Below are 22,393 nucleotides of genomic sequence, written 5' to 3'. Positions count from 1 at the left end.
CGGTCAGCTCCCCAGCGCGGCGAGCAGCCCGCCGAGGGCGGCGGCCGCGTTCACCGAGTCCACCACCGGGGCCCAGCGCTGGAGCGCGCCCCGGAGCCGGGCGGGCAGGCCGGGCCGGATCTCCCCGGCCTCCTCCAGCTCGCCGGCCGCCTCGACCAGTTCGGCGTCGAGCGCCGAACAGTCGGCGCTGCGGGGCAGGTGCACGAGGGCGATGCGCAGCTCCCGTACGGCCTCCAGCAGTTCCGCCGCGCCCGGGGCGGCCGCCCCGGAACCGTCGTGGTGGACGGTGGTGTTGGTGATGTTGGTGCCGCCGATGCTGAAGGTGCTGCCGTCGATGCGGCCGATCCGCACCTCCCCGGCTCCCCCGTCTTGCGTCACTGCCGGTCTCCCCTGCCTGTGTGGTGGCTCGTCTGGTTGCGGTGTCCGCTGCCGCCCACGCTGAACGCGCTGTGGCTCACCGACTGGATGTACACGCCGCCCTCCGCGACGGTGACCGCGCGCTGCGCGAACTCCTCCGTGTGCCAGCCCGCTTCGTGCAGGGCCAGGGTCACGCCGGCGACGATCCGGTCCTGGATGGTCTTCAGGTACCGGTCCAGGTCCATCAGCTGGAACAGCGAGGCGTCCTGCTGCGCCGCCAGCTCGCGCACGGACACGGCCGGGCCGGCCGGGAGCGCGCCGCCGTGGCCCTCCGTGGCGATCTGCCACGGGCCGCGGCTGCCGCCCGAGAGGGTGGTGAGCGCCTTGGAGAGCGAGCGCGGGGCGTGCTGCAGCGCCCACACCGTCTTGGCGAAGGGGTTGTTCCGCAGGTGGCGCCGGGCCACGTCGTCGGCCTCCTGGAACTGGGGCCGTACGGGCAGCAGCACGTGCGGCGCCACTTCCAGCATCAGCATCCCGCCCTGGGTGTGGACGCGCACGAAGACGGTGATGACGAGGTTCTCGTCCCAGCCGCCGACCCGTACCCGCAGGAAGTGCCGGCGGCGCTCCCCGCCCTCCTCCACGGCTCCGGCCCGGTGCGCGTCGAACGCCTGGTCCGAGAGGTCCGGCCGGTGCGCCACGGGCAGCCCGTTGGCCGGCAGGAACACGCATTCGTCGACGACCAGTTCCCGCAGCCGGTCCAGTACGGCCTGCTCGGCCTCCGGTGAGCCGTGCGGCGACGGGACGCGCAGGGCCTCCAGCCGGGGCCTGATCCGGGCCACGATCCGCTCGTTGTCCAGCGGTTCGGGCGGGACCCCGTCCGTGCGGGGGCGCAGCTCGACCGACAGGTGCCAGGGGCGGTAGGCCGCGCCGGCGCCGCAGAACGGATCGTCGACGTTGTAGACGACCAGGCGGCTGTGCTGGGTCCGCAGGATCCGGTCGCGGATCCTGGCGAACCGGCTGCCGGAGGCGGGGTCGGCGTTCGGGTCGGCGTACCGCGTCCGGCTGAGCGAGGTGCTGATGACGCGGGCGAAGTGGCCCCGCTGGAAGCCGACGACCAGGGTCAGGAGGGCGAAGACGATCAGGGCGGTCCAGGCGTATGCGCCGGCGATCACGTAGCCGAGCTGGGGCAGCCCGAAGACGACGGTGAACGGCTCCCGCTCGATCTGGCGCAGGATGTGCTCGTAGGCCGCGAGCGAGTCGTCGGTCCCTCCGACGTTGGTCTCGCCCTGGAGCGCGCCCTGCAGCACGCCCAGGCCGACGCCGATGAGCAGCACGTAGCCACAGCCGCGCAGCAGGAGTTCGAGGAAGCGGCTGCCGCGCCCCGTCGCCGCCCTGCGTCGCGCGATCCGCCCGGCGCCGCTCAGGAAGGCGGCCGGCAGGAGCAGGAAGAGCAGGAGCGGCTGGGCCAGCAGCAGCCCGAGGCCCCACACCGCCAGGACGGCCGAGGCCCAGGCCACTTCGGCGCGGCGGGCCTGGAGCGCGTGGGCGAGGACGCGGGCGGCGTCGAAGCCGTAGGAGGGCGCGACGTAGCGCTCCTCGTGGACATAGAGCTCCTGGATCACCCGGTCGCGGTACGCGGCGTCGAGATAGCTTCCGGCGCACAGCAGTCGGCCCGCTTCGCTGAGCGAAGGGTGCACCGGAGTTCTGTCGTCCGCGGTGCTTGTCACCGAATCCCCCTTTCGGTGTGCGGAGGGAAACGATAGGGCGATCATGGGGCGCGCGACAGGCGCGATCACGCCAAAAGGCCCCGGCGCACTGCGCCGGGGCCTTTCGGAAGAGCGGATCGGGTCTCGGGCGACCGGATCAGATCAGGCCGAGCTCACGAACCGCGTCGCGCTCCTCCGACAGCTCCTGGACGGAGGCGTCGATGCGGGTGCGGGAGAACTCGTTGATGTCCAGGCCCTGGACGATCTCGTACTTGCCGTCCTTGCAGGTGACGGGGAAGGAGGAGATCAGACCGGCCGGGACGCCGTAGGAGCCGTCCGACGGGATGCCCATCGAGGTCCAGTCGCCCTCGGCGGTGCCGTTGACCCACGTGTGGACGTGGTCGATGGCGGCGTTGGCGGCCGAGGCGGCCGAGGACGCGCCACGGGCCTCGATGATCGCGGCGCCGCGCTTGGCGACGGTCGGGATGAAGGTGTCGGACAGCCACAGCTCGTCGCCCACGACCTCCGCGGCGTTCTTGCCGGCGATCTCCGCGTGGAAGATGTCCGGGTACTGGGTCGCCGAGTGGTTGCCCCAGATGGTCAGGCGCTTGATGTCGGAGACGGCGCTGCCGGTCTTGGCGGCCAGCTGCGAGATCGCGCGGTTGTGGTCCAGACGGGTCATCGCGGTGAAGCGCTCGGCCGGTACGTCCGGGGCGGCGGCCTGCGCGATGAGCGCGTTGGTGTTGGCCGGGTTGCCCACGACCAGGACCTTGATGTCGTCCGCGGCGTGCGCGTTGATGGCCTGGCCCTGCGGCTTGAAGATGCCGCCGTTGGCGGCGAGCAGGTCGCCGCGCTCCATGCCCTTGGTACGCGGGCGGGCGCCCACGAGCAGCGCGACGTTCGCACCGTCGAAGCCCTGGTTCGGGTCGTCGAAGATGTCGATGCCGGCGAGCAGCGGGAAGGCGCAGTCGTCGAGCTCCATGGCGGTGCCCTCAGCGGCCTTCATGCCCTGGGGGATCTCCAGAAGACGGAGCTTGACCGGCACGTCCGCGCCGAGCAGGTGACCGGAAGCGATGCGGAAGAGCAGCGCGTAGCCGATCTGGCCGGCGGCGCCGGTGACGGTGACATTCACGGGAGTGCGGGTCATGGCCTTCTCCGTTAGACAGCTGGCGGTGGGGCGTCCCTGCCCCATGTGCTGGAGGACGCCGCTCCCCAGTAAATCTTGACGTGAAGAGACATCCGCGGTCAGGCTATCCGACCCGGGACCGGGCTAATCCCCGGGTCCGTGTGGTGCGCGGCACACGGACCCCGAAGTTCGAAGGTCCGACCGGCTACCGGACCGCTATTCGACCAGGAAGATCTGGCCCGTCCGGTGCCCCTCGATCGACTTGACGTAGGCGTTCGCCGCGCGGGCCACGGGCACGGCGTCGAATCCCGCGAAGGTGTCCCCGTACGCGTCGAGGGACTCCTCGAAGACGGTGGGGCTGACGGCGTTGATCCGCTGGCGGCCGGGCAGTTCGACGGCCGCGGCGCGCACGAAGGCCTCGACGGCGCCGTTGACCAGGGCGGCCACCGATCCGGTGAGCAGGGGCTCGCGGGCCAGGATCCCGGTGACCAGCGTGTACGAGGCGTGCGCGGGCAGGTGCCGGGCGCCCTGGCGGACCAGCTCGATCTGACTGACCGCCTTGCCTTCGAGGCCGCCCCGGATGTCCTCCGTGGTCAGCTCGCCGAGCGGGCGCCACGGCACGCTGCCGGCGGCGCTCGCCACCGCGTCGATCTCCCCCACCCGCTGCGCCGCCTGGGCGTACATGGCACGGATGGACTCCGGGTCGGTGATGTCGACGTGGATGTCGGCGCCCGTGCGGGAGGCGGTGACGACGTGGTGGCCGCGCTCGCGCAGGGCCTCGTGGACCGCGCGGCCGAGGGTTCCGTGCGCGCCGATCAGTACGACCTTCTTCGTCTTCGCGTTCATGGCACGAGCATCGGCGCCACCCGACCGTTAAGTCCAGCTACCTCGGCTACAGCCATCATTAAGATGAACTCATGCTTGATGTGAAGCGCATGGTCATCCTGCGGGACCTGGCGGAGCACACCCGGGTGACCGCCGTCGCCGATCTGCACGGAGTGACCCCCTCCGCCGTCTCCCAGCAGCTGCGCGCCCTGGAGGCCGAGGCCGGGGCGGCCCTGGTCGAGCGGGACGGGCGCGGGCTGCGCCTGACGCCCGCCGGCGTGGCCCTGGCCGCCGCGTGCGAACCGGTGCTCGCGGCCCTGGAGCGGGCCGAGGGGGCCGTACGCGCCCTCGACGCCGAGCTGAGCGGGGAGCTGGCCATCGGCTGCGCCCCCAGCGCCCTGGCCACGGTGGCCGCCCCGCTCGTCGCCGAGCTCGCCGTACGCCACCCCCGGCTGCGCCCGCGCATCGTGCAGGCCGACCCCGAGGAGGCCCTGCCGCGGCTGCGGCAGCGCCGCCTGGACCTGGCGGTGACCTACGCCTACCCGCTGCTCGGGGCCCCGCCCGCGGCCGGGACCACCGCGGTGCCGCTCTTCGACGACCCGCTGTGCCTGGCGCTGCCGCAGGCCCTGCTCCCCGCCTACGAGCGCGACGGGCTCGTCGCGCTGCGGAACAGCGCCTGGGTCTCGGCCCCGGCCCCGAGCAGCTGCCGCGAGATGCTGCTGCACGCCTGCCGGAACGCCGGATTCACCCCGCGCATCGCGCACGAGTGCGCGGACCTGCGGTCCGGGCTCTGGCTCGTCGCCACCGGGCAGGCCGTGTCGATCCTGCCGAAACTGCTGTGCGACGCCCCGCCGCCCGGCACCGCCGTACGGGAGCTGCCGGGCCCGGGGCGGACGCTGGACGTCGTGGTCCGGGCGGGCACGGAGACCCAGCCGGCCGTCGCGGCCACCCTGGCCGCACTCACGTCGCTCACGCAGCTCACCGCACGGTGAAGCGGACCGCACTCTCCATGAACGGGATCACCAGCCACGGCTTGGGCGCCGCCATCACCAGCGTGAGCAGCGTGATCGCCACGCCGAGCAGCCCGTACGTGATCATGTCCGTGAAGCGGGAGCGCACCGCGAGCATCCCCACCGAGGGCAGCACGCGCCGCATCACCGAGGCGGCGATCAAGGCCACGCCGATGGCCAGGCAGCCGGCCCGCGGGTGCCCGAAGGCCGTGGCCAGCAGCCCGACCGCGGTCGCGGTGAGCACGCTGAGCATCGGCCACTGACGGGCCGGCGTGGACACGGCCCCGGGAACGGCACGGCCGCTGCCCTCGGGGCGCGCGGTGTCCCGGGTGATGGAGGGGAAGCGGCGGGACCTGACCGGCGCCTCGGCCCCGGCCCCTGCCCCTGCCCCGGGCCCGGCCTTGGCGGGACCGGGCGCGACGGGCTTCGCGGGCACGTCCGGAGCGACGGGGGTGCCGTTCGCCCGGGCCGCGCCGCCGCCCGTCGCGTTCTCCGCGTCCGATTCAGCCTGCACTGGTGGTCCGTTCCGCCGCCTCGACCACATTGACGAGCAGCTGGGCGCGGGTCATCGGGCCGACGCCGCCCGGGTTCGGCGAGATCCACGCGGCCACCTCGGCCACGCCGGGGTGCACATCGCCGACGATCTTCCCTTCCCCGTCGCGGCTGACGCCGACGTCGAGCACGGCCGCACCCGGCTTCACGTCCTCCGGCTTGACCAGGTGCGGGACACCGGCCGCCGCGACGATGATGTCCGCCTGGCGCAGCTGCTCGGAGAGGTCGCGCGTACCGGTGTGGCAGAGCGTCACGGTGGCGTTCTCGGACTTGCGGGTCAGCAGCAGGCCGATGGAGCGCCCGACGGTGATCCCGCGGCCGAGGACGACGACGTGCGCGCCGTTGATGGCGACGCCGTGGTGGCGCAGCAGTTCGACGATCCCGTACGGGGTGCAGGGCAGCGGTCCCGGCTCGTTCAGCACCAGCCGGCCGAGCGACATGGGGTGCAGGCCGTCGGCGTCCTTCAGCGGATCCATCAGCTCCAGGACCCGGTTGGTGTCGATGCCCTTGGGGAGCGGGAGTTGGACGATGTAGCCGGTGCACTCCGGGTTGGCGTTGAGCTCCCGGACGACCTCCTCGATGTCCTCCTGGGAGGCCGTCCCGGGCAGTTCGCGCTGGATGGAGGCGATGCCGACCTCGGCACAGTCCTTGTGCTTGCCGTTCACGTACCAGCGGCTGCCCGGATCGTCTCCGACCAGGAGGGTGCCGAGGCCGGGCGTGACGCCCCGGGCCTTCAGGGCCGCCACACGGGCGGTCAGTTCGGACTTGATCGCTGCGGCGGTGGCCTTGCCATCGAGAATCTGGGCGGTCATGACCCCATCCTCCCGGATGAGGTGGCCCCGGTTCCAGTCAAGGCACTCGCAGGGGTCCGGGGTTCATTGCACTTGCACAACAAGTGACCGGCCGTACACCAACCAACTGGACAAGCCGGGGCCCGTCGGACCACGATGAAACGACTGATGTGCCGCGGGCAGTGCCGGGGGGCGGGACCGCACCGTAGACAGGATTCCTCCGTGCTCATGCCGTGCGTCCCCGCACTTCCACGGAGGAACACCCCAACATGAGCTTCGGCGAACCGCACAATCCGTACGGACAGCAGCCGCCCCAGGCCCCGCAGGGCCAGCCCGGCTACGGCTACGGCTACCCCCAGCAGGCACCCCAGGGCATCCCGCCGCAGGGCGGCTACGCCTACCCGCAGCAGGCCCCGCAGGGCTACCCGGGCGGTCCCGGCGGGTACCCGGGCGGTCCGGGCGGCTACCCGGGCGCCCAGATGGAGATGCCCGGCGGCGCCAAGGCGGCCCGCGTCATCCTCTGGATCGTGGGCGCCCTGCAGGTGCTCGGCGGCCTGTTCGTCATCATCGGGGGCGCCGTGTTCGCCGCGGTGCTCTCGGACGCCAGCTCCTCCGGCTCCGCCACGGAGGACGCGGGGGCCATCGCCGGCACCGTGGGCGTCGTCCTCGGGATCTTCTTCATCGGCCTGTCCGTGTGGCCCATCCTGACCGCGGCCAAGATGGCCAAGGGACGGGGCGGCGTCCGTGTCTCCGGAATCATCTTCGGATCGCTGCAGAGCCTCTTCGCCGTCTTCGGCGTACTGGGGAACCTGATCGCGCTCAGCGCCGACGAGAACACCCCGGCCGGACTCGGCCTGGTCGCCTCGCTGCCGTCGCTGGTCTCCCTCGCCCTCGGCCTCACCATCGTCATCGGCCTCGCCAAGGCCGGGGACTACTTCCGCCGCCCCCAGTACTGACGCTCCCGCTCCACACACGGCGAAGGCCGCGTCCCGCAGTGCGGGGCGCGGCCTTCGCCGTGTGCCAGGTGTGCCGGACTCAGTGGAAGAAGTGCCGGGTCCCGGTGAAGTACATGGTCACACCGGCCTTCTGCGCGGCCTCGACGACCTGCTCGTCACGGACCGAACCGCCCGGCTGGACCACGGCCTTGATGCCCGCGGCCGTCAGGATCTCCAGCCCGTCCGGGAACGGGAAGAAGGCGTCGGACGCGGCGTACGAGCCCTGCGCGCGCTCGGCGCCCGCCCGCTCGACGGCGAGCTTCGCCGAGTCGACACGGTTGACCTGGCCCATGCCGACGCCGACCGAGGCGCCGTCCTTGGCGAGCAGGATCGCGTTGGACTTGACCGCCCGGCAGGCCTTCCACGCGAAGGCCAGCTCGGCGAGCTCCGCCGGGGACAGGGCCTCGCCGGTGGCCAGGGTCCAGTTGGCCGGGTCGTCGCCCTCGGCCTGGAAGAGGTCGCTCTGCTGGAGCAGCGCACCGCCGGAGATGGGCTTGAGGTCGCCCGGCTGGTGCGGGGTGCCGTCCACCTTCAGCACGCGGATGTTCTTCTTCTTGGCCAGGATCTCGACCGCGCCGTCCTCGTAGGCGGGGGCGGCGATGACCTCGGTGAAGATCTCCGCGACCTGCTCGGCGAGCTCGACGGTCACCGGACGGTTGACGGCGATGACGCCGCCGAAGGCCGACAGCGGGTCGCAGGCGTGCGCCTTGCGGTGGGCCGCGGCGACGTCCGTGTCGACCGCGATGCCGCACGGGTTGGCGTGCTTGATGATCGCGACGCAGGGCTCGTCGTGGTCGTAGGCGGCGCGGCGCGCGGCCTCGGTGTCCACGTAGTTGTTGAAGGACATCTCCTTGCCGTGCAGCTGCTCGGCGTTGGCGAGGCCGCCCGGCTGGCCGTCCGTGTAGAGCGCGGCGGCCTGGTGCGGGTTCTCGCCGTAGCGCAGGGTCGACTTGCGCTCCCAGGCGCCGGCCAGGAACTCGGGCAGCGCGCCCTCCTCGCCCTCCGGGGCGTACGCGTTCGTGAACCAGGAGGCCACGGCCACGTCGTAGGCGGCGGTGTGCTGGAAGGCCTCCGCCGCGAGCCGCTTGCGGGCGGTGAGGTCGAAGCCGCCGCCCTGGGCCGCCGCGATGACGTCGGCGTAGCGGGCCGGGCTGGTGACGACCGCGACCGAGGGGTGGTTCTTGGCGGCGGCGCGGACCATCGACGGGCCGCCGATGTCGATCTGCTCCACGCACTCGTCGGGGGTGGCTCCCGACTGGACGGTCGCCAGGAACGGGTACAGGTTCACGACGACGAGGTCGAAGGGCTCGACGCCCAGCTCGGCGAGCTGGTTGCGGTGGTCCTCCAGGCGCAGGTCGGCGAGGATGCCGGCGTGCACGCGCGGGTGCAGGGTCTTGACCCGGCCGTCCAGGCACTCGGGGAAGCCGGTCAGCTCCTCCACCTTGGTGACGGGCACCCCGGCGGCGGCGATCTTCGAGGCGGTCGAGCCGGTGGAGACGAGCGCGACGCCCGCCCCGTGCAGGCCGAGGGCCAGCTCTTCCAGTCCCGTCTTGTCGTAGACGCTGATGAGCGCACGCCGGATCGGCCGCTGGTTCGTGGTCGGGTCGTTGCTCGCTGCCATGTCTGCGGCGGTCACTGGATTGTTACCTTTCGTCCCTCAATGCGGTAGCCGTGCCGGGCCAGACGCCCCACGACATCGACGAGCAGCTGGCGCTCGACTTCCTTGATGCGCTCATGGAGAGCGGCTTCGTCGTCCTCGTCCCGGACCTCGACCACACCCTGGGCGATGATCGGACCGGTGTCCACGCCGCTGTCCACGAAGTGGACCGTGCAGCCGGTGACCTTCGCGCCGTAGGCGAGGGCGTCCCGGACGCCGTGCGCACCCGGGAAGGCGGGGAGGAGGGCGGGGTGGGTGTTGATGAACCGGCCGCCGAAGCGGTCGATGAACACCTTGCCCACGATCTTCATGAATCCGGCGGACACGACGAGGTCCGGCGCGTACGCGTCGGTCGCCTCGGTGAGGGCGACATCCCATTCCGCGCGGCTGCCGTAGCCCTTGACCGGGCAGACGAAGGTGGGGATCCCCGCCTTCTCCGCCCGCTCCAGGCCGGCGATGTTCTCGCGGTCGGCTCCCACGGCGACGACTTCGGCACCGAAGCCCTCGGATCCGCCGGGGTGGGCGTCGATGGCGTCGAGCAGGGCCTGGAGGTTGGTGCCGGAACCGGAGACCAGCACGACCAGGCGGGAGGCGGCCATGGGAGGCCCTTTCTCGCGGGATTGCGGTGTTCGTCTTGTGTGGTCATACGAAACTTCGGGGTACCGGTATATGGGGAACCATACGAAGCCACCGACCGCCTGCAACGATACCGGTACACGGGACGGCCCCCGAGGGACGGGGGGACGGCCGGGCGGTAGCGTCTGGCGTACAAGCCACGAACTGGCCTCACCTCGTAACGACGTCCCCGCGACGTCCATGACACAGGGGAAGAAACACACCCGATGCCGGACCGCCGTCAGCCCGACTCCCCCACCGACGACAACCCCTTCGCGGCTCCGCCGGAAGGCCGGCCCGACCAGCCGTGGCAGCCGCGCAACGGTGGTGGCGGCGGGAACGGCGACGGCCCGAAGGACTCGGACGGCCAGCGGGGTCCGGCGCGCTGGGACCCGACGGACCCGATCCAGCGCCGCGCCCGCTACGCGCTGCTGGCCGGCATGTGGGGCTTCTTCTTCGGGATCTTCGGGATCCCGTCGGTCGGACTGCTGCTCGGGGCACTCGCCCTCTACTGGGGCATCAGCGCGCTGCGCGGCAAGCCCGCACCGGCGACGGCCGAGGGCGCCCCGGCGGCACCGTCCGGCCTGGACGCCCTGGGCCCGGCGGCCCGCCCCCAGCGCACCGCGGCGGTGAGCGGCCTGGTCACGGCCTCACTGGCGATCCTGCTGGCGTTCAGCTCGTACGCCGTGCAGCTCGCCTACAAGGACTTCTACGTCTGCCGCGACGACGCCCTCACCAAGTCGGCGGAACTGCAGTGCAACACCCTCCTCCCGGACAACCTCCTGGGCGACGTCCTGAAGGTCCGCCAGTAGAACGTCCCCCAGGGCCGCTTGAGACACCCGCCCAGCCGACCCACCCCAGCCCCGCCGACCCAACGCAGCCCCGCCGGCGCTTGAGGCGCGGGGTCTGGGGCGGAGCCCCAGCAGCGGCGCCGCACCCGAACGGCCTACTCCGGCGGCGGCTTCCGCCGGGCCAGCACCCGCGCACCGACCACCGGCGGAGCCAACGGTGCCGACGCCGCCGCCTCCACGGGCCCGGCCGCCCCGGCCAGCAGCCCCGGATCCAGATCCAGCCCGGACACCACGGTGACGGCCCGCCGCCGCCCAGGCACGCCCACCGGAGCCGCCGGAGCCACCGAATCCGCCGGAACCACCGGAGGTACCGGCGGGAGCGCGATATCCGGAATCAGCGCACCCGCAGCCTTCCGCATCGCCGCCCACCGGATCTCCCGCACCCCGCTGTCGTGCCACCGGTCGTCCACAGCCACCGCTTCATCGCCCTCCGGGGCGGCCGGCCCGATCGCCGGGCGGGTCCGCCACGCGTGCACCGCCACCGCCACCGGCACGGCCAGGACCGCCGTCCAGGCGAAGGCCGCCACCCCGGTGGTCCACCACACCGGCCCGAATTCCGACAGCCGCCGCGAGCCCAGCGGCCCCGCCGAGGCCGCCGCGAGCCCGGTCATCGCCAGGCCGCACACCACCGCGCCGAGGGCCGCCGTGAGCGCGGTCTCCCCGTACGAGACCTCGCGTGCCCGGCGTACGGCGAACCAGCCCACCGCGAGCCCGGCGACCACCGGAACCCCGGCGACCGCCCAGGTCAACGGCGTTCCGGGCCCTGCTGCCGGGAGCGCCTCCAGCAGCGGGAAGCGGGGCAGTCCGGGCGCGCCCGGGAAGCCGAGCGGGGTGGCCGTCACATCGGCGCCGAGGGCGAAGCCGGGCCCGAGGGCGTAGGCCGCTCCCCACACCATGGCGTTGGGGATCAGGGTGAGCGCGAGCAGCAGGACGGCGAAGCGGCCCGACCAGACGCCGGTCAGCGACAGGAAGGAGGCCTGGACCTCGGCGCCGTGCCACGCGAGCGAGGCGCCGACGACGAGCGCGCCGCCGCCCAGGAGCACCAGGGCGCCGCCCGCGCCCGCCCGGAGCGCCAGCGCGTAACGGGGGCGCACGACAGCGTTCCGTACGCCCTTGGGCAGCCAGGAGGGCAGCGGCCCGAGCGGACGCCCCCGGGCCCCCCACACCCCGGCGGCGGCCGCGAGTACGGCCACCAGCGGGATGTGCCAGGCCGCGCTGATGGGATCGGCCGACAGGGGGCCGCCGGCGGCGTACACCGTGACGAGGGCCCCGACGGCGAGATATCCGCAGAGCACGGCCGAGAACACGGCTCCGGCGGGCAGCACCTCCTCGTCGTCCTCCTCGGCGGCGCTCCCCAGCCGGGCGGCCCGCCGCATGAGCAGCACGGGCAGCACGACGAGGAGCAAGGGCGTCATTCCGACGGGTGCGGGGACGCCGGACAGGGTGTCGTAGCGCACCAGCTCCGTCCCGTGGGCGAGCAGCCACAGCCCGGCGGCCAGGTGCAGGGCCCCGCCGGGGCCGCTGTCGGGGTAGGGGGAACTGATCCACAGCACGATGACGAGCACGGCGAGGAAGCCGAGCCCGAGTCCGGCCGCCACGGCGCCGCCCACGACGCATGCGGCGGCGGCCGGTGAACGGCGCCGCACGCCGGCTCGCGGGGCCGCTGACAACGGGGTCCCGCGTTCGGTCACTTGGGTCACCCCGCCATGGTGCCAACGACACGCGCTATGGACGGGTAACAGGCGAATGCCCGTGGTGTCGCTCAATATACGTTTATGTACTTTTTCGCCCAGAGCGTCAGGTTCGCGGGGAGTGTGGCATGACACCAAGCGTCGAGACGACCTCCTCAGAGGACTCGGAGCTGAGCCTGCCCGCCCCCAAGGAGCGCCGCAGACTGCGCGAGGCGGCGGAACTGACACACGATGAGGTCGCGGCGGCCGTGGGCGTCACCGCGGCGACCATCCGCTCCTGGGAAGCGGGCCGCACGGCCCCGCGCGGGCGCAAGCGCGAGCTGTACACGCAGTTCCTGGCGCGCCTGGCGGCCTCGCCGCAGGAGGCCGGGCCCGCCGGGGCGCCCGGGGAGGCGAAGACGGCCAGGGCGGCAGAGGAACCCGCCGCGGACCCACCCGCCGCGGACGGACCGGCCGCGGACGGACCGGCCGCGGACGCGCGGACCGAGCCCGACGAGATCCTCTCCGAGGCCCGCTCCGAGATCCCCTCCGAGATCTCTTCCGAGGCCCCCGCCGAGATCCCCGACGAGGCTCCCGTGAGGGTCCCGGCGCCGGGGCCCGCCGAGGCCTTCGACGCCCTCTACGCACACGCCGCCCACGACCTCGCCCGGCAGGCCTACCTGCTCACCGGCCGCCGGGCACTCGCCCTGGAGGCCGTGGAGAAGGCCTTCGTCCAGGCCTGGGACCGCTGGCCCGAGGTGGCCGCCGACCCGGACCCGGTGGGCTGGGTGCGGGCGATCGCGTACGAGTACGCGCTCTCCCCCTGGCACCGCTTCCGGCCCGCCCACCGCCATCCCGACAAGCCGCCCGCCGAGCCCGCCGACCGGATCCTGCTCGACGCCCTGCTCGCGCTCTCCCCCGCGAACCGCCGTACGGTCCTGCTCTACGACGGCGTCGGCCTCGACCTCCCCGACACCGCCGCCGAGACCGAGGCCACCACGCCCACCGCGGGCAACCGGCTCGTGCACGCGCACGCCGACCTCGCCGACCGGATCCCCGAACTGGCCGACGTACCGCTCGAGAAGCAGTCCGCGCTGCTGCGCGACCTGCTCACCGCGCTGCGGCCGGCTGTCGACCTCGACCCGCGCCCGGCGGTCGCCGTCCGCGGCGGCGGCGAGCGGCGCACCCGCATGTGGACCCGGGCGACCCTCAGCCTGACGGCGATGATCGCCGTCTCGACGGCCTACACGGTCATGACCGCGCCCACCCACTACGAGCCCCCGCTGGCGCCCGGCGAGAGCGTCTCCGGGGTGCCCCCGCTCGCCGGCCCCCAGCGGCTCACCGAGCGGAGCAAGCAGCTCCACGACAAGCTGCTGGCCGACCCGGAGGCCGGACCGGCACGGATCGCCCCGAAGGCCGGATGAACCGATGAGCCGATGAGAACGGGCGTGGCCCGCACCCCCGGAGGGGTGCGGGCCACGCCCGTGCAGTGTCGCGTCGCGCTTACTTGGCGGCGAGGATCTCGCGCGCCAGCTTCGCGGTCTCGGTCGGCGTCTTGCCGACCTTCACGCCGGCGGCCTCGAGGGCCTCCTTCTTGGCCTGCGCGGTGCCGGAGGAGCCGGAGACGATGGCGCCCGCGTGGCCCATGGTCTTGCCCTCGGGGGCGGTGAAGCCCGCGACGTAGCCGACGACCGGCTTGGTGACGTTCTTCGCGATGAAGTCCGCCGCACGCTCCTCGGCGTCGCCGCCGATCTCGCCGATCATGACGATCAGCTCGGTGTCCGGGTCGGCCTCGAAGGCCTCCAGGGCGTCGATGTGCGTGGTGCCGATGACCGGGTCGCCACCGATGCCGACGGCCGAGGTGAAGCCGATGTCACGGAGCTCGTACATCATCTGGTAGGTCAGCGTGCCCGACTTGGACACGAGACCGATCTTGCCGGGCTTGGTGATGTCGCCCGGGATGATGCCGGCGTTGGACTGGCCGGGGGTGATCAGACCCGGGCAGTTCGGGCCGATGATCCGGGTCTTGTTGCCCTTGGCGGTCGCGTACGCCCAGAAGGCGGCGGAGTCGTGCACCGCGATGCCCTCGGTGATGACGACGGCCAGCGGGATCTCGGCGTCGATCGCCTCGACCACGGCGGCCTTGGCGAAGGCCGGCGGGACGAAGAGGACGGAGACGTTGGCGCCCGTCTTCTCCATCGCCTCGGCGACGGAGCCGAAGACCGGGACCTCGGTGCCGTCGAAGTCGACGGTGGTGCCGGCCTTGCGCGGGTTCACGCCGCCGACGATGTTGGTGCCGTCAGCCAGCATCAGCTTGGTGTGCTTCATGCCCGTGGCACCGGTCATGCCCTGGACGATGACCTTGCTGTCCTTGTTGAGGAAGATAGCCATGTGAGTCTGTGACCTCTGCCCTTACTTCGCAGCCGCGAGCTCGGCGGCCTTGTCGGCCGCGCCGTCCATGGTGTCCACGCGCTGGACCAGCGGGTGGTTGGCGTCCGAGAGGATCTTGCGACCCAGCTCGGCGTTGTTGCCGTCGAGACGGACGACCAGCGGCTTGGTGACCGCCTCGCCCTTGTCCGCGAGCAGCTGCAGCGCCTGGACGATGCCGTTGGCGACCTCGTCACAGGCGGTGATGCCACCGAAGACGTTGACGAAGACGGACTTGACGTCCGGGTCGCCGAGGATGATCTCGAGACCGTTGGCCATGACGGCGGCGGAGGCGCCACCGCCGATGTCCAGGAAGTTGGCGGGCTTGACGCCGCCGTGGTTCTCGCCGGCGTAGGCGACGACGTCGAGGGTGCTCATGACGAGACCCGCGCCGTTGCCGATGATGCCGACCTCACCGTCGAGCTTGACGTAGTTGAGGTTCTTCGCCTTGGCGGCGGCCTCGAGCGGGTTCGCGGCCGCGTGGTCCACGAACTCCTCGTGACCCGGCTGGCGGAACTCGGCGTTCTCGTCCAGCGAGACCTTGCCGTCGAGCGCGATGACGTCGCCGGAGGCGACCTTCGCGAGCGGGTTGACCTCGACGAGGAGCGCGTCCTCGGCGATGAAGGTCGCCCACAGGGTCACGAGGACCTCGGCGACCTTCTCGGCGACCTCGGCCGGGAACTGCGCCAGCGCGACGATCTCGCGGGCCTTCTCGATGGTCACGCCCTCGTTGGCGTTCACCGGGACCTTGGCGAGCTTCTCCGGGGTCTCCTCGGCGACCTGCTCGATGTCCATGCCGCCCGCGACGGACGCCATGGCGAGGAAGGTGCGGTTGGTCCGGTCGAGGAGGTACGAGACGTAGTACTCCTCCAGGATCTCCGGAGCCGTCTCGGCGATCATCACCTTGTGGACCGTGTGGCCCTTGATGTCCATGCCGAGGATGTCCGTCGCCCGGGCGACGGCCTCGTCCGGGGTGGCGGCCAGCTTCACGCCACCGGCCTTGCCGCGGCCGCCGACCTTCACCTGCGCCTTGACGACCGACTTGCCGCCCAGCCGCTCGGTGGCCTCGCGAGCCGCCTCAGGCGTGTCGATGACTTCACCGGCCAGCACCGGTACACCGTGCTTGGCGAAGAGGTCCCTCGCCTGGTACTCGAACAGGTCCACGCGCGTCCGTCCCTTGTCTTTTTAAAGATTCGCAGTGATTCGCGGTTGTCTGCTATCTGCGTGGGCGTGCCGCGGAGGGCAACGTGACGGCGCTGTCACAAGGAAGGCGCACACGGTGACCGTGGACGCGGCATGTCCGTCCCGCAGGTTATCCCCGAGGGACGTGGGACCCTAAATCGCAGATCACACCTGAGCGGTGATACCTGTCACAGAACGCCTCACGGTTGAACTGGAAGTTCGTGTGATTCACCGATTCACAGCAAAGGCCGGGCCGTGGGCGTCAAGGGGTCGGCAGGGGGCGTTTCTCCAGCGCCGCGGCCATCACGTCCGGGAACAGGTCGGGGGTGCAGGCGAAGGCCGGCGCCCCGAGCGCCGCAAGGGCCGCGGCGTGTTCGCGGTCGTAGGCGGGGGCTCCCTCGTCGGACAGGGCCAGCAGGGTCACGAACTCGACGCCCGCCGCCTTCATCGCGGCGACCCGCTTCAGCATCTCGTTGCGGATACCGCCCTCGTAGAGGTCGCTGATCAGGACGACGACGGTGTCGGCGGGCCGGGTGATCTTCGACTGGCAGTAGGCGAGAGCGCGGTTGATGTCGGTGCCACCGCCCAATTGGGTGCCGAAGAGGACGTCGACCGGGTCGTCGAGCTGGTCGGTCAGGTCGACGACCGCGGTGTCGAAGACGACCAGCCGGGTGGCGATCGAGCGCATCGAGGCGAGGACCGCGCCGAAGACGGAGGCGTAGACGACGGAGGCCGCCATCGAACCCGACTGGTCGATGCAGAGGATCACCTCCTTCTTCACCGATTGCGCCGCCCGGCCGTAGCCGATCAGCCGCTCGGGGACGACGGTGCGGTACTCGGGCAGGTAGTTCTTGAGGTTGGCCCGGATCGTGCGGTCCCAGTCGATGTCGTGGTGACGGGGCCGGCTGATCCGCGCGGACCGGTCCAGGGCGCCGGTCAGTGTCGCCCGGGTCCGCGCCACGAGCTTCTTCTCCAACTGCTCGACCACCTTGCGGACCACGGCCCGGGCCGTCTCCTTCGTCGTCTCGGGCATCGCCTTGTTCAGCGAGAGCAGGGTGCCGACCAGGTGCACGTCCGGTTCGACGGCCTCCAGCATCTCCGGTTCCAGCAGCAGTGCGGCCAGGCCCAGCCGCTCGATGGCATCGCGCTGCATGACCTGGACCACGGAGCTCGGGAAGTACGTACGGATGTCCCCGAGCCAGCGGGCCACGTTCGGCGCGGACCCGCCGAGCCCGGCCGACCGTGCCCCCGAAGTCCTGCGGGACCCCGCCTCGCCGCCCCCGCCGTACAGCGCGCCGAGCGCGGCGTCCATCGCCGCGTCCCGCCCGGTCAGCGCGCAGCCGGTGCCGTCGGCCTCTCCCCCGCCGAGCACCATCCGCCACCGCCGCAGCCGCTCGCCTCCGGCGGTGCCCATGTCCGTACCGCTCATCCGTCCGTCCCCCTCGTCGTATCCACCTGTTTCAGCCCTGCCATCGCCCGAGGCCCTCTTCCAGCCCCGCCGGCTGACCTCTTCAGCCCCGCCGGCGGGTGAGGCGCGGGGTCCGGGCGGAGCCCCGGCAACGGCCCCGCACCTCACCCGGCGAGCAGCATCCGCACCAGCCCCACCACCGCGTCCGCCCGCTCCGGATCCAGCTCCGGGGCGAAGCCGTCCGGCGCCGAGGACGCCGAGGCCGCGGCGGAACCGCCCGGCCCGCGTCGCACCAGCTCGCCCAGGGTCCGTTTCACGCCCGGCTCGTACGCGCCGAACGTCCGCCGCAGGAGCGGGAGTACGTCGGTGAACGCACGCTCCGGCACCCCCACCAGCCAGGTGTCGATCAGGCCCAGCAGCCGGTCGTCGTGGACGAGCAGCGTGCCCCCGCCCGAACTGCCGCCCGCGAAGCCCTCGATCCAGCCCGCCGCGTCGGCCGGGGAGGACGCCGGGGACAGGGCGAGCCCCATCAGCCGGGCCGTCTCCTCGGCCGACAGCCGCCCGTCGTCGAGGAGCAGCCGGGCCGCCCGGCCGCGGATCAGGCCGGGCACGGTGTCCCGGCCGGCCAGCGTGGCGAGCACCGCGGACCAGCGCTCCCGCAGCCCTTCGCCGGCGTCCGCCAGCAGGCCGATCGCCCCGTGCACCCCGTCGACGTGTCCGCGCATCTCCGCCGCCGCGTCGGCGTCCAGACCGGCCGTGCACGCCGACGGCAGCGCCACGCATATCCGCTCGGCGAGCCCGGCCGCCACGGCGCCGAGCGCCGTCGCGTCGGTGCCCCGGACGTCCCCGTACCGCAGCGAACGGGCCAGGGCCGGCAGGGCCTTGGCGAGCCGCGCCACGTCGGTGTCCAGCGCGGCCCGGTCCGCGAGGGCCCGCAGCACGGCGGGCAGCGCCTGCGCGAGCCCGGCCAGCAGGCACTGCTCGGCCAGGGCCGTTATGTCGCCCAGTTCCTCGGCCCCGGCCGCGTCCGCCTCGGCCTTGGCGGTGGCCGCGCCGAGGACGGTGGTCCCCCATATCCCGGCCTCGGCGATCCGCACCGACAGCTCCGGCTCCCACCGCAGCCGCCAGGTCTCCCGGAAGGTTCCGGTGCCGGACCGGGAGGCGGCGGGTGTTCCCCAGCCGACGCCGAGCAGCCGCAGCCGGTGCAGCAGCAGGGACTTCGCCGTGTCGGTGTCCTTGCGCAGGTCCAGTTCCAGCTCGCGGTCCTGCGCCTCGGCCTTGAGCCGCAGCGTGCGCTGCTGTCGCGTCAGGTCGCGCTGGAGGGGTACGACGGGGGCTCCGTCCGGGACCTCGCCGAGCACGTCACCGACGACGAGCCGGTCCTCGATCAGTGCGAGCGGTATGTCGGAGCCGTCGCACATCACCGCCCGGACCGCTTCCAGGGTCTCCGTCAGGCCGGGCAGCGGCCGGCCCCGCATCGCGGCGAGGGTCTCGGCCAGCCGGACCGCCTCGATGACGTGTGCCGAGGAGACCTGCCGGTCCTCCTCCCGCAGCAGGCCGGCGACCTTGGTCAGCCACCGCTCGACGGGCCGGTCACGGGCGGAGAAGAGGTGGGCGTACCAGCCGGGCGAGGTGATCCCCGCTCCGTACCCGCCGGCCCGGGCGAGCCTGCGGTGCGTCCAGGGCACCCAGGTGGTCTCCACCTTGACCTTGGGCAGGCCGCTCAGCAGGGCCTTGTCGGCGGCCACGGTGGCCTTGGCCCGCAGCGCGGGCACGTGCCAGGCTCCGCACACCACGGCGTAGGCGTCGCCGAACTCCCGGCGGGCGGCCCGCATCCGCTGGCGCATGTACGCCTCGCGCACCAGGTCGCGCCGGTGGCCCCCGTCGCCGTACGCCTCGCGCAGGGCTCCCATGGCCTCCCCGAGCACCTCGAAGGCGCCGAGCACGTCCTCCCGTGCGCCCCCGGCGCCGCGGTGCTCGACCACGTCCTCCCACCAGCGCTCGGGGTCGTCGTACCCGGCGGTCTCGGCCAGCACGGCGAGAGGGTCCAGCCGGACGGCTTCGGGCCCGTCCCCTTCCTGCCCGTCCCCTTCGGCGGCGAGCGAGTGCGCCGCCGGGAGGTCGATGAACCGGACCGGGACGTCGTGCTCCTGGGCCCAGCGGATGGCCACCCATTCGGGTGAGAACCCGGCCAGCGGCCAGAACGCCGCCCGGCCCGGATCGTCCGCGGCGTGTGCGAGGAGCGCGACGGGCGGCCGCATCCCCTCCTCGGCGGCGAGCGGCAGCAGCGCGTCCCCTTCGGGCGGGCCCTCGATCAGCACCGCCTCGGGCCGGGCGGCCTCCAGGGCCGCCCGGACGGCACGGGCCGAGCCGGGCCCGTGGTGCCGTACGCCCAGCAGCAGCGGGCCCTTCGCCGGGCTCGGGCTCATACGGTCACCTCCCGGCAGGCCCGGTAGAAGTCCTTCCAGCCGTCGCGCTCGCGGACCACGGCCTCCAGGTACTCCTGCCAGACCACCTTGTCGGCCGCCGGGTCGCGGACGACGGCGCCGAGGATCCCGGCGGCCACGTCGGAGGGCCGCAGCACGCCGTCCCCGAAGTGGGCGGCCAGGGCCAGGCCTCCGGTGACGACGGAGATGGCCTCGGCGGTGGACAGGGTGCCGCTGGGCGACTTCACCTTCGTCCGGCCGTCGTCGGTGACGCCGTCGCGCAGCTCGCGGAAGACGGTGACGACGCGGCGGATCTCCTCCAGGCCTTCGGGTGCGGCCGGCAGGTCGAGGGCGCGGCCCATCTGGTCGACGCGGCGGGCGACGATGTCGACCTCGGCGTCGGCGGTGGCGGGCAGGGGCAGCACCACGGTGTTGAAGCGGCGGCGCAGCGCGCTGGAGAGCTCGTTCACCCCGCGGTCGCGGTCGTTGGCGGTGGCGATGAGGTTGAAGCCGCGCACGGCCTGCACCTCTTCGCCCAGTTCCGGTATCGGGAGGGTCTTCTCGGACAGGACGGTGATGAGGGTGTCCTGGACGTCGGCGGGGATGCGGGTGAGCTCCTCGACGCGGGCGGTCATGCCGTCGGCCATGGCCCGCATGACGGGGCTGGGGACGAGCGCCTCGCGGCTGGGGCCGTGGGCGAGCAGCCGGGCGTAGTTCCAGCCGTACCGGATGGCTTCCTCGGGGGTGCCGGCGGTGCCCTGGACGAGGAGGGTGGAGTCTCCGCTGACGGCGGCCGCGAGGTGTTCGGACACCCAGGTCTTGGCGGTGCCGGGGACGCCCAGCAGGAGCAGGGCGCGGTCGGTGGCCAGGGTGGTGACGGCCACTTCGACGATGCGGCGCGGCCCCACGTACTTGGGTGTGATCACCGTGCCGTCGTCGAGCGTGCCGCCGAGCAGGTACGTGGCGACGGCCCACGGGGAGAGTTTCCAACGGGTCGGGCGGGGCCGGTCGTCGGCGGCCGCCAGGGCTTTCAGTTCGTGTGCGAAGGCGTCTTCGGCGTGCGGTCGCAGAGCCTCTGCCCGCTGCTCGTTCCCGTGCATGATGATGGTCCCCCTCCAAAGCTCGGCAGCCGCTCCCGACTGCTGTACCCACGGTGCACCACGCCACTGACAACGGGCCTGCCCGATAGCGTTGTTGCTGGTCAGAGCGATTGTCAGTGGGGGTCTCTACGGTTGTTCACATGACTGATCAGGGGGACCGCTGGACAGCGGAACAGGTACTGGATCTGGCTCCTGACGATGCCTCGCGCAAGGCGGGGGGCAGACTCGGCGGGGCGGGGCCGTGGTTGCAGATCGGAGGTTCCGCTTCCGGTTCTGTGTGGGGGTTGTGCAAGGGCAGCGGCAGCAAGCCGTACCGCACGGTCGTGGACCTGACGGGCCCCGCGTACAAGTGCTCCTGTCCGAGCCGGAAGTTCCCCTGCAAGCACGCTCTGGGGCTGTTGCTGCTCTGGTCGGCGGAGGGTGTCGGCGAGCCGGGCGAGGCTCCGGAGTGGGCCGCGCAGTGGCTGGCGGACCGGGCGGCCAAGGCCGCACGGCCGCAGGGCGGGAGGGCCGCGCCGGTCGACGAGGAGGGGGCCCGCAAGCGGGCCGAGCGGCGGGCGGCGCGCGTCGGCGCGGGCGTCACCGAGCTGGAGCAGCGGCTCGCCGATCTGCTGCGCGGCGGCCTCGCGGGCCAGGAGCAGGCGGGGTACGCGGGGTGGGAGGAGACGGCGGCCCGCATGGTCGACGCCCAGGCGCCGGGACTGGCGGGGCGGGTAAGGGAGTTGGGGACGATACCCAGTTGCGGCCCCGGCTGGCCCGCCCGGATGCTGGAGGAGGCGGCGCTGCTGCACCTGCTCGACCGGGCTTGGCTGGGGGTGGCCGGGCTGCCGGAAGAGCTGGCGGCGACGGTGCGCAGCCGCGTGGGACTGCCGGCCTCCGGGGAGGGGGAGGCCCTACGGGACCGCTGGCTGGTGCTCGCCCAGTACGACGCGGTGTCGCCGGACGGCCGGCTCACCACCCGCCGGATATGGCTGCGCGGGCTGGCGGGCGGGCGGCCCGCTCTGGTGCTGGACTTCGGACCGCCGGGGCGGCCACCGGGGCTGGCGCTGCCGGTGGGGCTGGTGCTGGAGGCGGAGATGCGTTTCCGGCCCGGGTCGGCGGGGCTGCGGGCGGACCTCGGTGAGAGGTTCGCGGCAGCCGCGCCGTGCGCGGAGGTTCCGGCCGGGGTGAGCACGGGGGCGGCTCTGGAGGCGTACGGGGCGGCCCTGCGGCAGGACCCGTGGCTGGAGTCCTGGCCGGTGGTGCTCGGTCCGGTGGTTCCGATACCGGGAGAGCTCGGCTGGCAGCTGGCGGACGCGGAGGGCACCTGTGCCCTGCCGGTGCCCCTCACCGGGGGCGGCGGCCGCTCCCGCGGGGGGCTCTGGCAGCTGGCGGCGTTGTCGGGCGGAGGTCCGGTGACGGTGTTCGGCGAGTGCGGGCACCGCGGCTTCACCCCTCTGACGGCCTGGCAGCCGGACTCGACCGAGCCCGTCGCCCTGTCCTGATCAGGAGCGGAAACAAGGAACACATAGCAGGGGGCCTGGGGGGTCCTGTGCCGTCACACGGGGGCGGCGAGGAGGCGTACGGCGCCGGGGGGCGCCGTACGCGAAACGACGACGAGCCGGGGGGCTTGCATGAACGACAACCACGCCAGCTGAACGCGGGCAGGCAGACGGGGACATCGACAGCTCCGGTCCCGTGGAGGGGGCGGGACCG

The 22,393-nt window shown here is 73.0% G+C and carries 19 protein-coding genes; 5 read left to right on the top strand and 14 right to left on the bottom strand.

Annotated elements, in window-relative coordinates; translation table 11 throughout:
- Nucleotides 1–3: 3 nt before the first annotated feature.
- From JYK04_RS25930 to JYK04_RS25915, 4 genes are all read right to left on the bottom strand, one after another.
- Complete coding sequence (locus tag JYK04_RS25930) at nt 4–378, bottom strand: hypothetical protein (RefSeq protein ID WP_189733206.1); 375 nt, start codon at nt 376–378, stop codon at nt 4–6.
- The gene (locus tag JYK04_RS25925; protein WP_189733208.1) at nt 375–2,084 is read right to left on the bottom strand and encodes a hypothetical protein; all 1,710 of its coding nucleotides are present in this window, start codon (nt 2,082–2,084) and stop codon (nt 375–377) included. Before JYK04_RS25925 ends, JYK04_RS25930 begins: the two co-directional genes overlap by 4 nt.
- A gap of 136 nt (nt 2,085–2,220) precedes the next feature.
- Nucleotides 2,221–3,210, bottom strand: a complete 990-nt coding sequence (locus tag JYK04_RS25920; protein WP_189733210.1) for a malate dehydrogenase — start codon at nt 3,208–3,210, stop codon at nt 2,221–2,223.
- A 195-nt stretch (nt 3,211–3,405) separates the two neighbouring features.
- Nucleotides 3,406–4,035, bottom strand: coding sequence for a short chain dehydrogenase (locus JYK04_RS25915; RefSeq protein ID WP_189733212.1), 630 nt, complete (start codon nt 4,033–4,035; stop codon nt 3,406–3,408).
- A gap of 71 nt (nt 4,036–4,106) precedes the next feature.
- Between JYK04_RS25915 and JYK04_RS25910 the strand changes: the two genes are divergently transcribed.
- Nucleotides 4,107–5,006: a LysR family transcriptional regulator gene (locus JYK04_RS25910; RefSeq protein WP_189733214.1), complete on the top strand. Its 900-nt coding sequence runs from the start codon at nt 4,107–4,109 to the stop codon at nt 5,004–5,006.
- Here JYK04_RS25910 and JYK04_RS25905 read toward each other — a convergent pair.
- Complete coding sequence (locus JYK04_RS25905; RefSeq protein ID WP_229874977.1) at nt 4,993–5,538, bottom strand: DUF3017 domain-containing protein; 546 nt, start codon at nt 5,536–5,538, stop codon at nt 4,993–4,995. The genes JYK04_RS25910 and JYK04_RS25905 overlap by 14 nt on opposite strands.
- A complete protein-coding gene (locus tag JYK04_RS25900) occupies nt 5,528–6,388 on the bottom strand; it encodes a bifunctional methylenetetrahydrofolate dehydrogenase/methenyltetrahydrofolate cyclohydrolase (RefSeq protein WP_189733219.1) in 861 nt (286 codons plus the stop codon). The genes JYK04_RS25905 and JYK04_RS25900 overlap by 11 nt, the downstream gene beginning before the upstream one ends.
- A gap of 248 nt (nt 6,389–6,636) precedes the next feature.
- Here JYK04_RS25900 and JYK04_RS25895 point away from each other — a divergent pair, with 248 nt between their 5' ends.
- Nucleotides 6,637–7,323, top strand: coding sequence for a hypothetical protein (locus tag JYK04_RS25895; protein WP_189733220.1), 687 nt, complete (start codon nt 6,637–6,639; stop codon nt 7,321–7,323).
- Between the two features lie 79 nt (nt 7,324–7,402).
- On the opposite strand, the gene purH is transcribed toward JYK04_RS25895, so the two are convergent.
- Together purH and purN are read right to left on the bottom strand one after the other, a co-directional pair.
- The gene (gene purH / locus JYK04_RS25890) at nt 7,403–8,983 is read right to left on the bottom strand and encodes a bifunctional phosphoribosylaminoimidazolecarboxamide formyltransferase/IMP cyclohydrolase (RefSeq protein WP_189733746.1); all 1,581 of its coding nucleotides are present in this window, start codon (nt 8,981–8,983) and stop codon (nt 7,403–7,405) included.
- Nucleotides 8,984–8,994: 11 nt separating this feature from the next.
- Nucleotides 8,995–9,618, bottom strand: coding sequence for a phosphoribosylglycinamide formyltransferase (purN, locus tag JYK04_RS25885; protein WP_189733222.1), 624 nt, complete (start codon nt 9,616–9,618; stop codon nt 8,995–8,997).
- 243 nt (nt 9,619–9,861) lie between these two features.
- Between purN and JYK04_RS25880 the strand changes: the two genes are divergently transcribed.
- Entirely contained in the window at nt 9,862–10,446 is a 585-nt protein-coding gene (locus JYK04_RS25880; protein WP_189733224.1) for a hypothetical protein, read from the top strand.
- 134 nt (nt 10,447–10,580) lie between these two features.
- Here JYK04_RS25880 and JYK04_RS41955 read toward each other — a convergent pair whose 3' ends face one another.
- On the bottom strand, nt 10,581–12,185 hold the full coding sequence (locus JYK04_RS41955; RefSeq protein ID WP_189733226.1) for a cell division protein PerM: 1,605 nt from the start codon (nt 12,183–12,185) through the stop codon (nt 10,581–10,583).
- Between the two features lie 119 nt (nt 12,186–12,304).
- On the opposite strand from JYK04_RS41955, the gene JYK04_RS25870 reads away from it, so the two are divergent.
- On the top strand, nt 12,305–13,579 hold the full coding sequence (locus JYK04_RS25870; RefSeq protein ID WP_189733227.1) for a helix-turn-helix domain-containing protein: 1,275 nt from the start codon (nt 12,305–12,307) through the stop codon (nt 13,577–13,579).
- 79 nt (nt 13,580–13,658) lie between these two features.
- Here JYK04_RS25870 and sucD read toward each other — a convergent pair whose 3' ends face one another.
- From sucD to JYK04_RS25845, 5 genes are all read right to left on the bottom strand, one after another.
- Nucleotides 13,659–14,546: a succinate--CoA ligase subunit alpha gene (sucD, locus tag JYK04_RS25865; RefSeq protein ID WP_189733229.1), complete on the bottom strand. Its 888-nt coding sequence runs from the start codon at nt 14,544–14,546 to the stop codon at nt 13,659–13,661.
- Between the two features lie 21 nt (nt 14,547–14,567).
- A complete protein-coding gene (sucC, locus tag JYK04_RS25860) occupies nt 14,568–15,746 on the bottom strand; it encodes an ADP-forming succinate--CoA ligase subunit beta (RefSeq protein WP_030011549.1) in 1,179 nt (392 codons plus the stop codon).
- Nucleotides 15,747–16,026: 280 nt separating this feature from the next.
- Nucleotides 16,027–17,193, bottom strand: a complete 1,167-nt coding sequence (locus JYK04_RS25855; RefSeq protein WP_189733231.1) for a VWA domain-containing protein — start codon at nt 17,191–17,193, stop codon at nt 16,027–16,029.
- 143 nt (nt 17,194–17,336) lie between these two features.
- Complete coding sequence (locus JYK04_RS25850; RefSeq protein ID WP_189733233.1) at nt 17,337–19,601, bottom strand: DUF5682 family protein; 2,265 nt, start codon at nt 19,599–19,601, stop codon at nt 17,337–17,339.
- A complete protein-coding gene (locus JYK04_RS25845; RefSeq protein WP_189733235.1) occupies nt 19,598–20,698 on the bottom strand; it encodes an ATP-binding protein in 1,101 nt (366 codons plus the stop codon). The genes JYK04_RS25850 and JYK04_RS25845 overlap by 4 nt, the downstream gene beginning before the upstream one ends.
- A 140-nt stretch (nt 20,699–20,838) precedes the next feature.
- On the opposite strand from JYK04_RS25845, the gene JYK04_RS25840 reads away from it, so the two are divergent.
- Nucleotides 20,839–22,182, top strand: coding sequence for an SWIM zinc finger family protein (locus JYK04_RS25840; protein WP_189733237.1), 1,344 nt, complete (start codon nt 20,839–20,841; stop codon nt 22,180–22,182).
- The last annotated feature ends 211 nt before the right edge of the window (nt 22,183–22,393 follow it).

Origin of the sequence: Streptomyces nojiriensis (genome assembly GCF_017639205.1) — a bacterium.
Lineage (GTDB): Bacteria > Actinomycetota > Actinomycetes > Streptomycetales > Streptomycetaceae > Streptomyces > Streptomyces nojiriensis.
Note: the sequence above shows the minus strand (reverse complement) of the source record. Positions and strands in the feature narration are given on the sequence as shown.

Excerpts from the sequence above, each read along its gene's own strand:
- JYK04_RS25895 (WP_189733220.1), top strand. The coding sequence starts at position 6,637 with ATGAGCTTCGGCGAACCGCACAATCCGTACGGACAGCAGCCGCCCCAG.
- JYK04_RS25840 (WP_189733237.1), top strand. The coding sequence starts at position 20,839 with ATGACTGATCAGGGGGACCGCTGGACAGCGGAACAGGTACTGGATCTG.
- JYK04_RS25845 (WP_189733235.1), bottom strand. The coding sequence starts at position 20,698 with ATGCACGGGAACGAGCAGCGGGCAGAGGCTCTGCGACCGCACGCCGAA.
- JYK04_RS25910 (WP_189733214.1), top strand. The coding sequence starts at position 4,107 with ATGCTTGATGTGAAGCGCATGGTCATCCTGCGGGACCTGGCGGAGCAC.
- sucD (WP_189733229.1), bottom strand. The coding sequence starts at position 14,546 with ATGGCTATCTTCCTCAACAAGGACAGCAAGGTCATCGTCCAGGGCATG.
- JYK04_RS25880 (WP_189733224.1), top strand. The coding sequence starts at position 9,862 with ATGCCGGACCGCCGTCAGCCCGACTCCCCCACCGACGACAACCCCTTC.
- JYK04_RS25850 (WP_189733233.1), bottom strand. The coding sequence starts at position 19,601 with ATGAGCCCGAGCCCGGCGAAGGGCCCGCTGCTGCTGGGCGTACGGCAC.
- purH (WP_189733746.1), bottom strand. The coding sequence starts at position 8,983 with ATGGCAGCGAGCAACGACCCGACCACGAACCAGCGGCCGATCCGGCGT.
- purN (WP_189733222.1), bottom strand. The coding sequence starts at position 9,618 with ATGGCCGCCTCCCGCCTGGTCGTGCTGGTCTCCGGTTCCGGCACCAAC.
- JYK04_RS25900 (WP_189733219.1), bottom strand. The coding sequence starts at position 6,388 with ATGACCGCCCAGATTCTCGATGGCAAGGCCACCGCCGCAGCGATCAAG.
- JYK04_RS25915 (WP_189733212.1), bottom strand. The coding sequence starts at position 4,035 with ATGAACGCGAAGACGAAGAAGGTCGTACTGATCGGCGCGCACGGAACC.
- JYK04_RS25870 (WP_189733227.1), top strand. The coding sequence starts at position 12,305 with ATGACACCAAGCGTCGAGACGACCTCCTCAGAGGACTCGGAGCTGAGC.
- JYK04_RS25920 (WP_189733210.1), bottom strand. The coding sequence starts at position 3,210 with ATGACCCGCACTCCCGTGAATGTCACCGTCACCGGCGCCGCCGGCCAG.
- JYK04_RS25855 (WP_189733231.1), bottom strand. The coding sequence starts at position 17,193 with ATGAGCGGTACGGACATGGGCACCGCCGGAGGCGAGCGGCTGCGGCGG.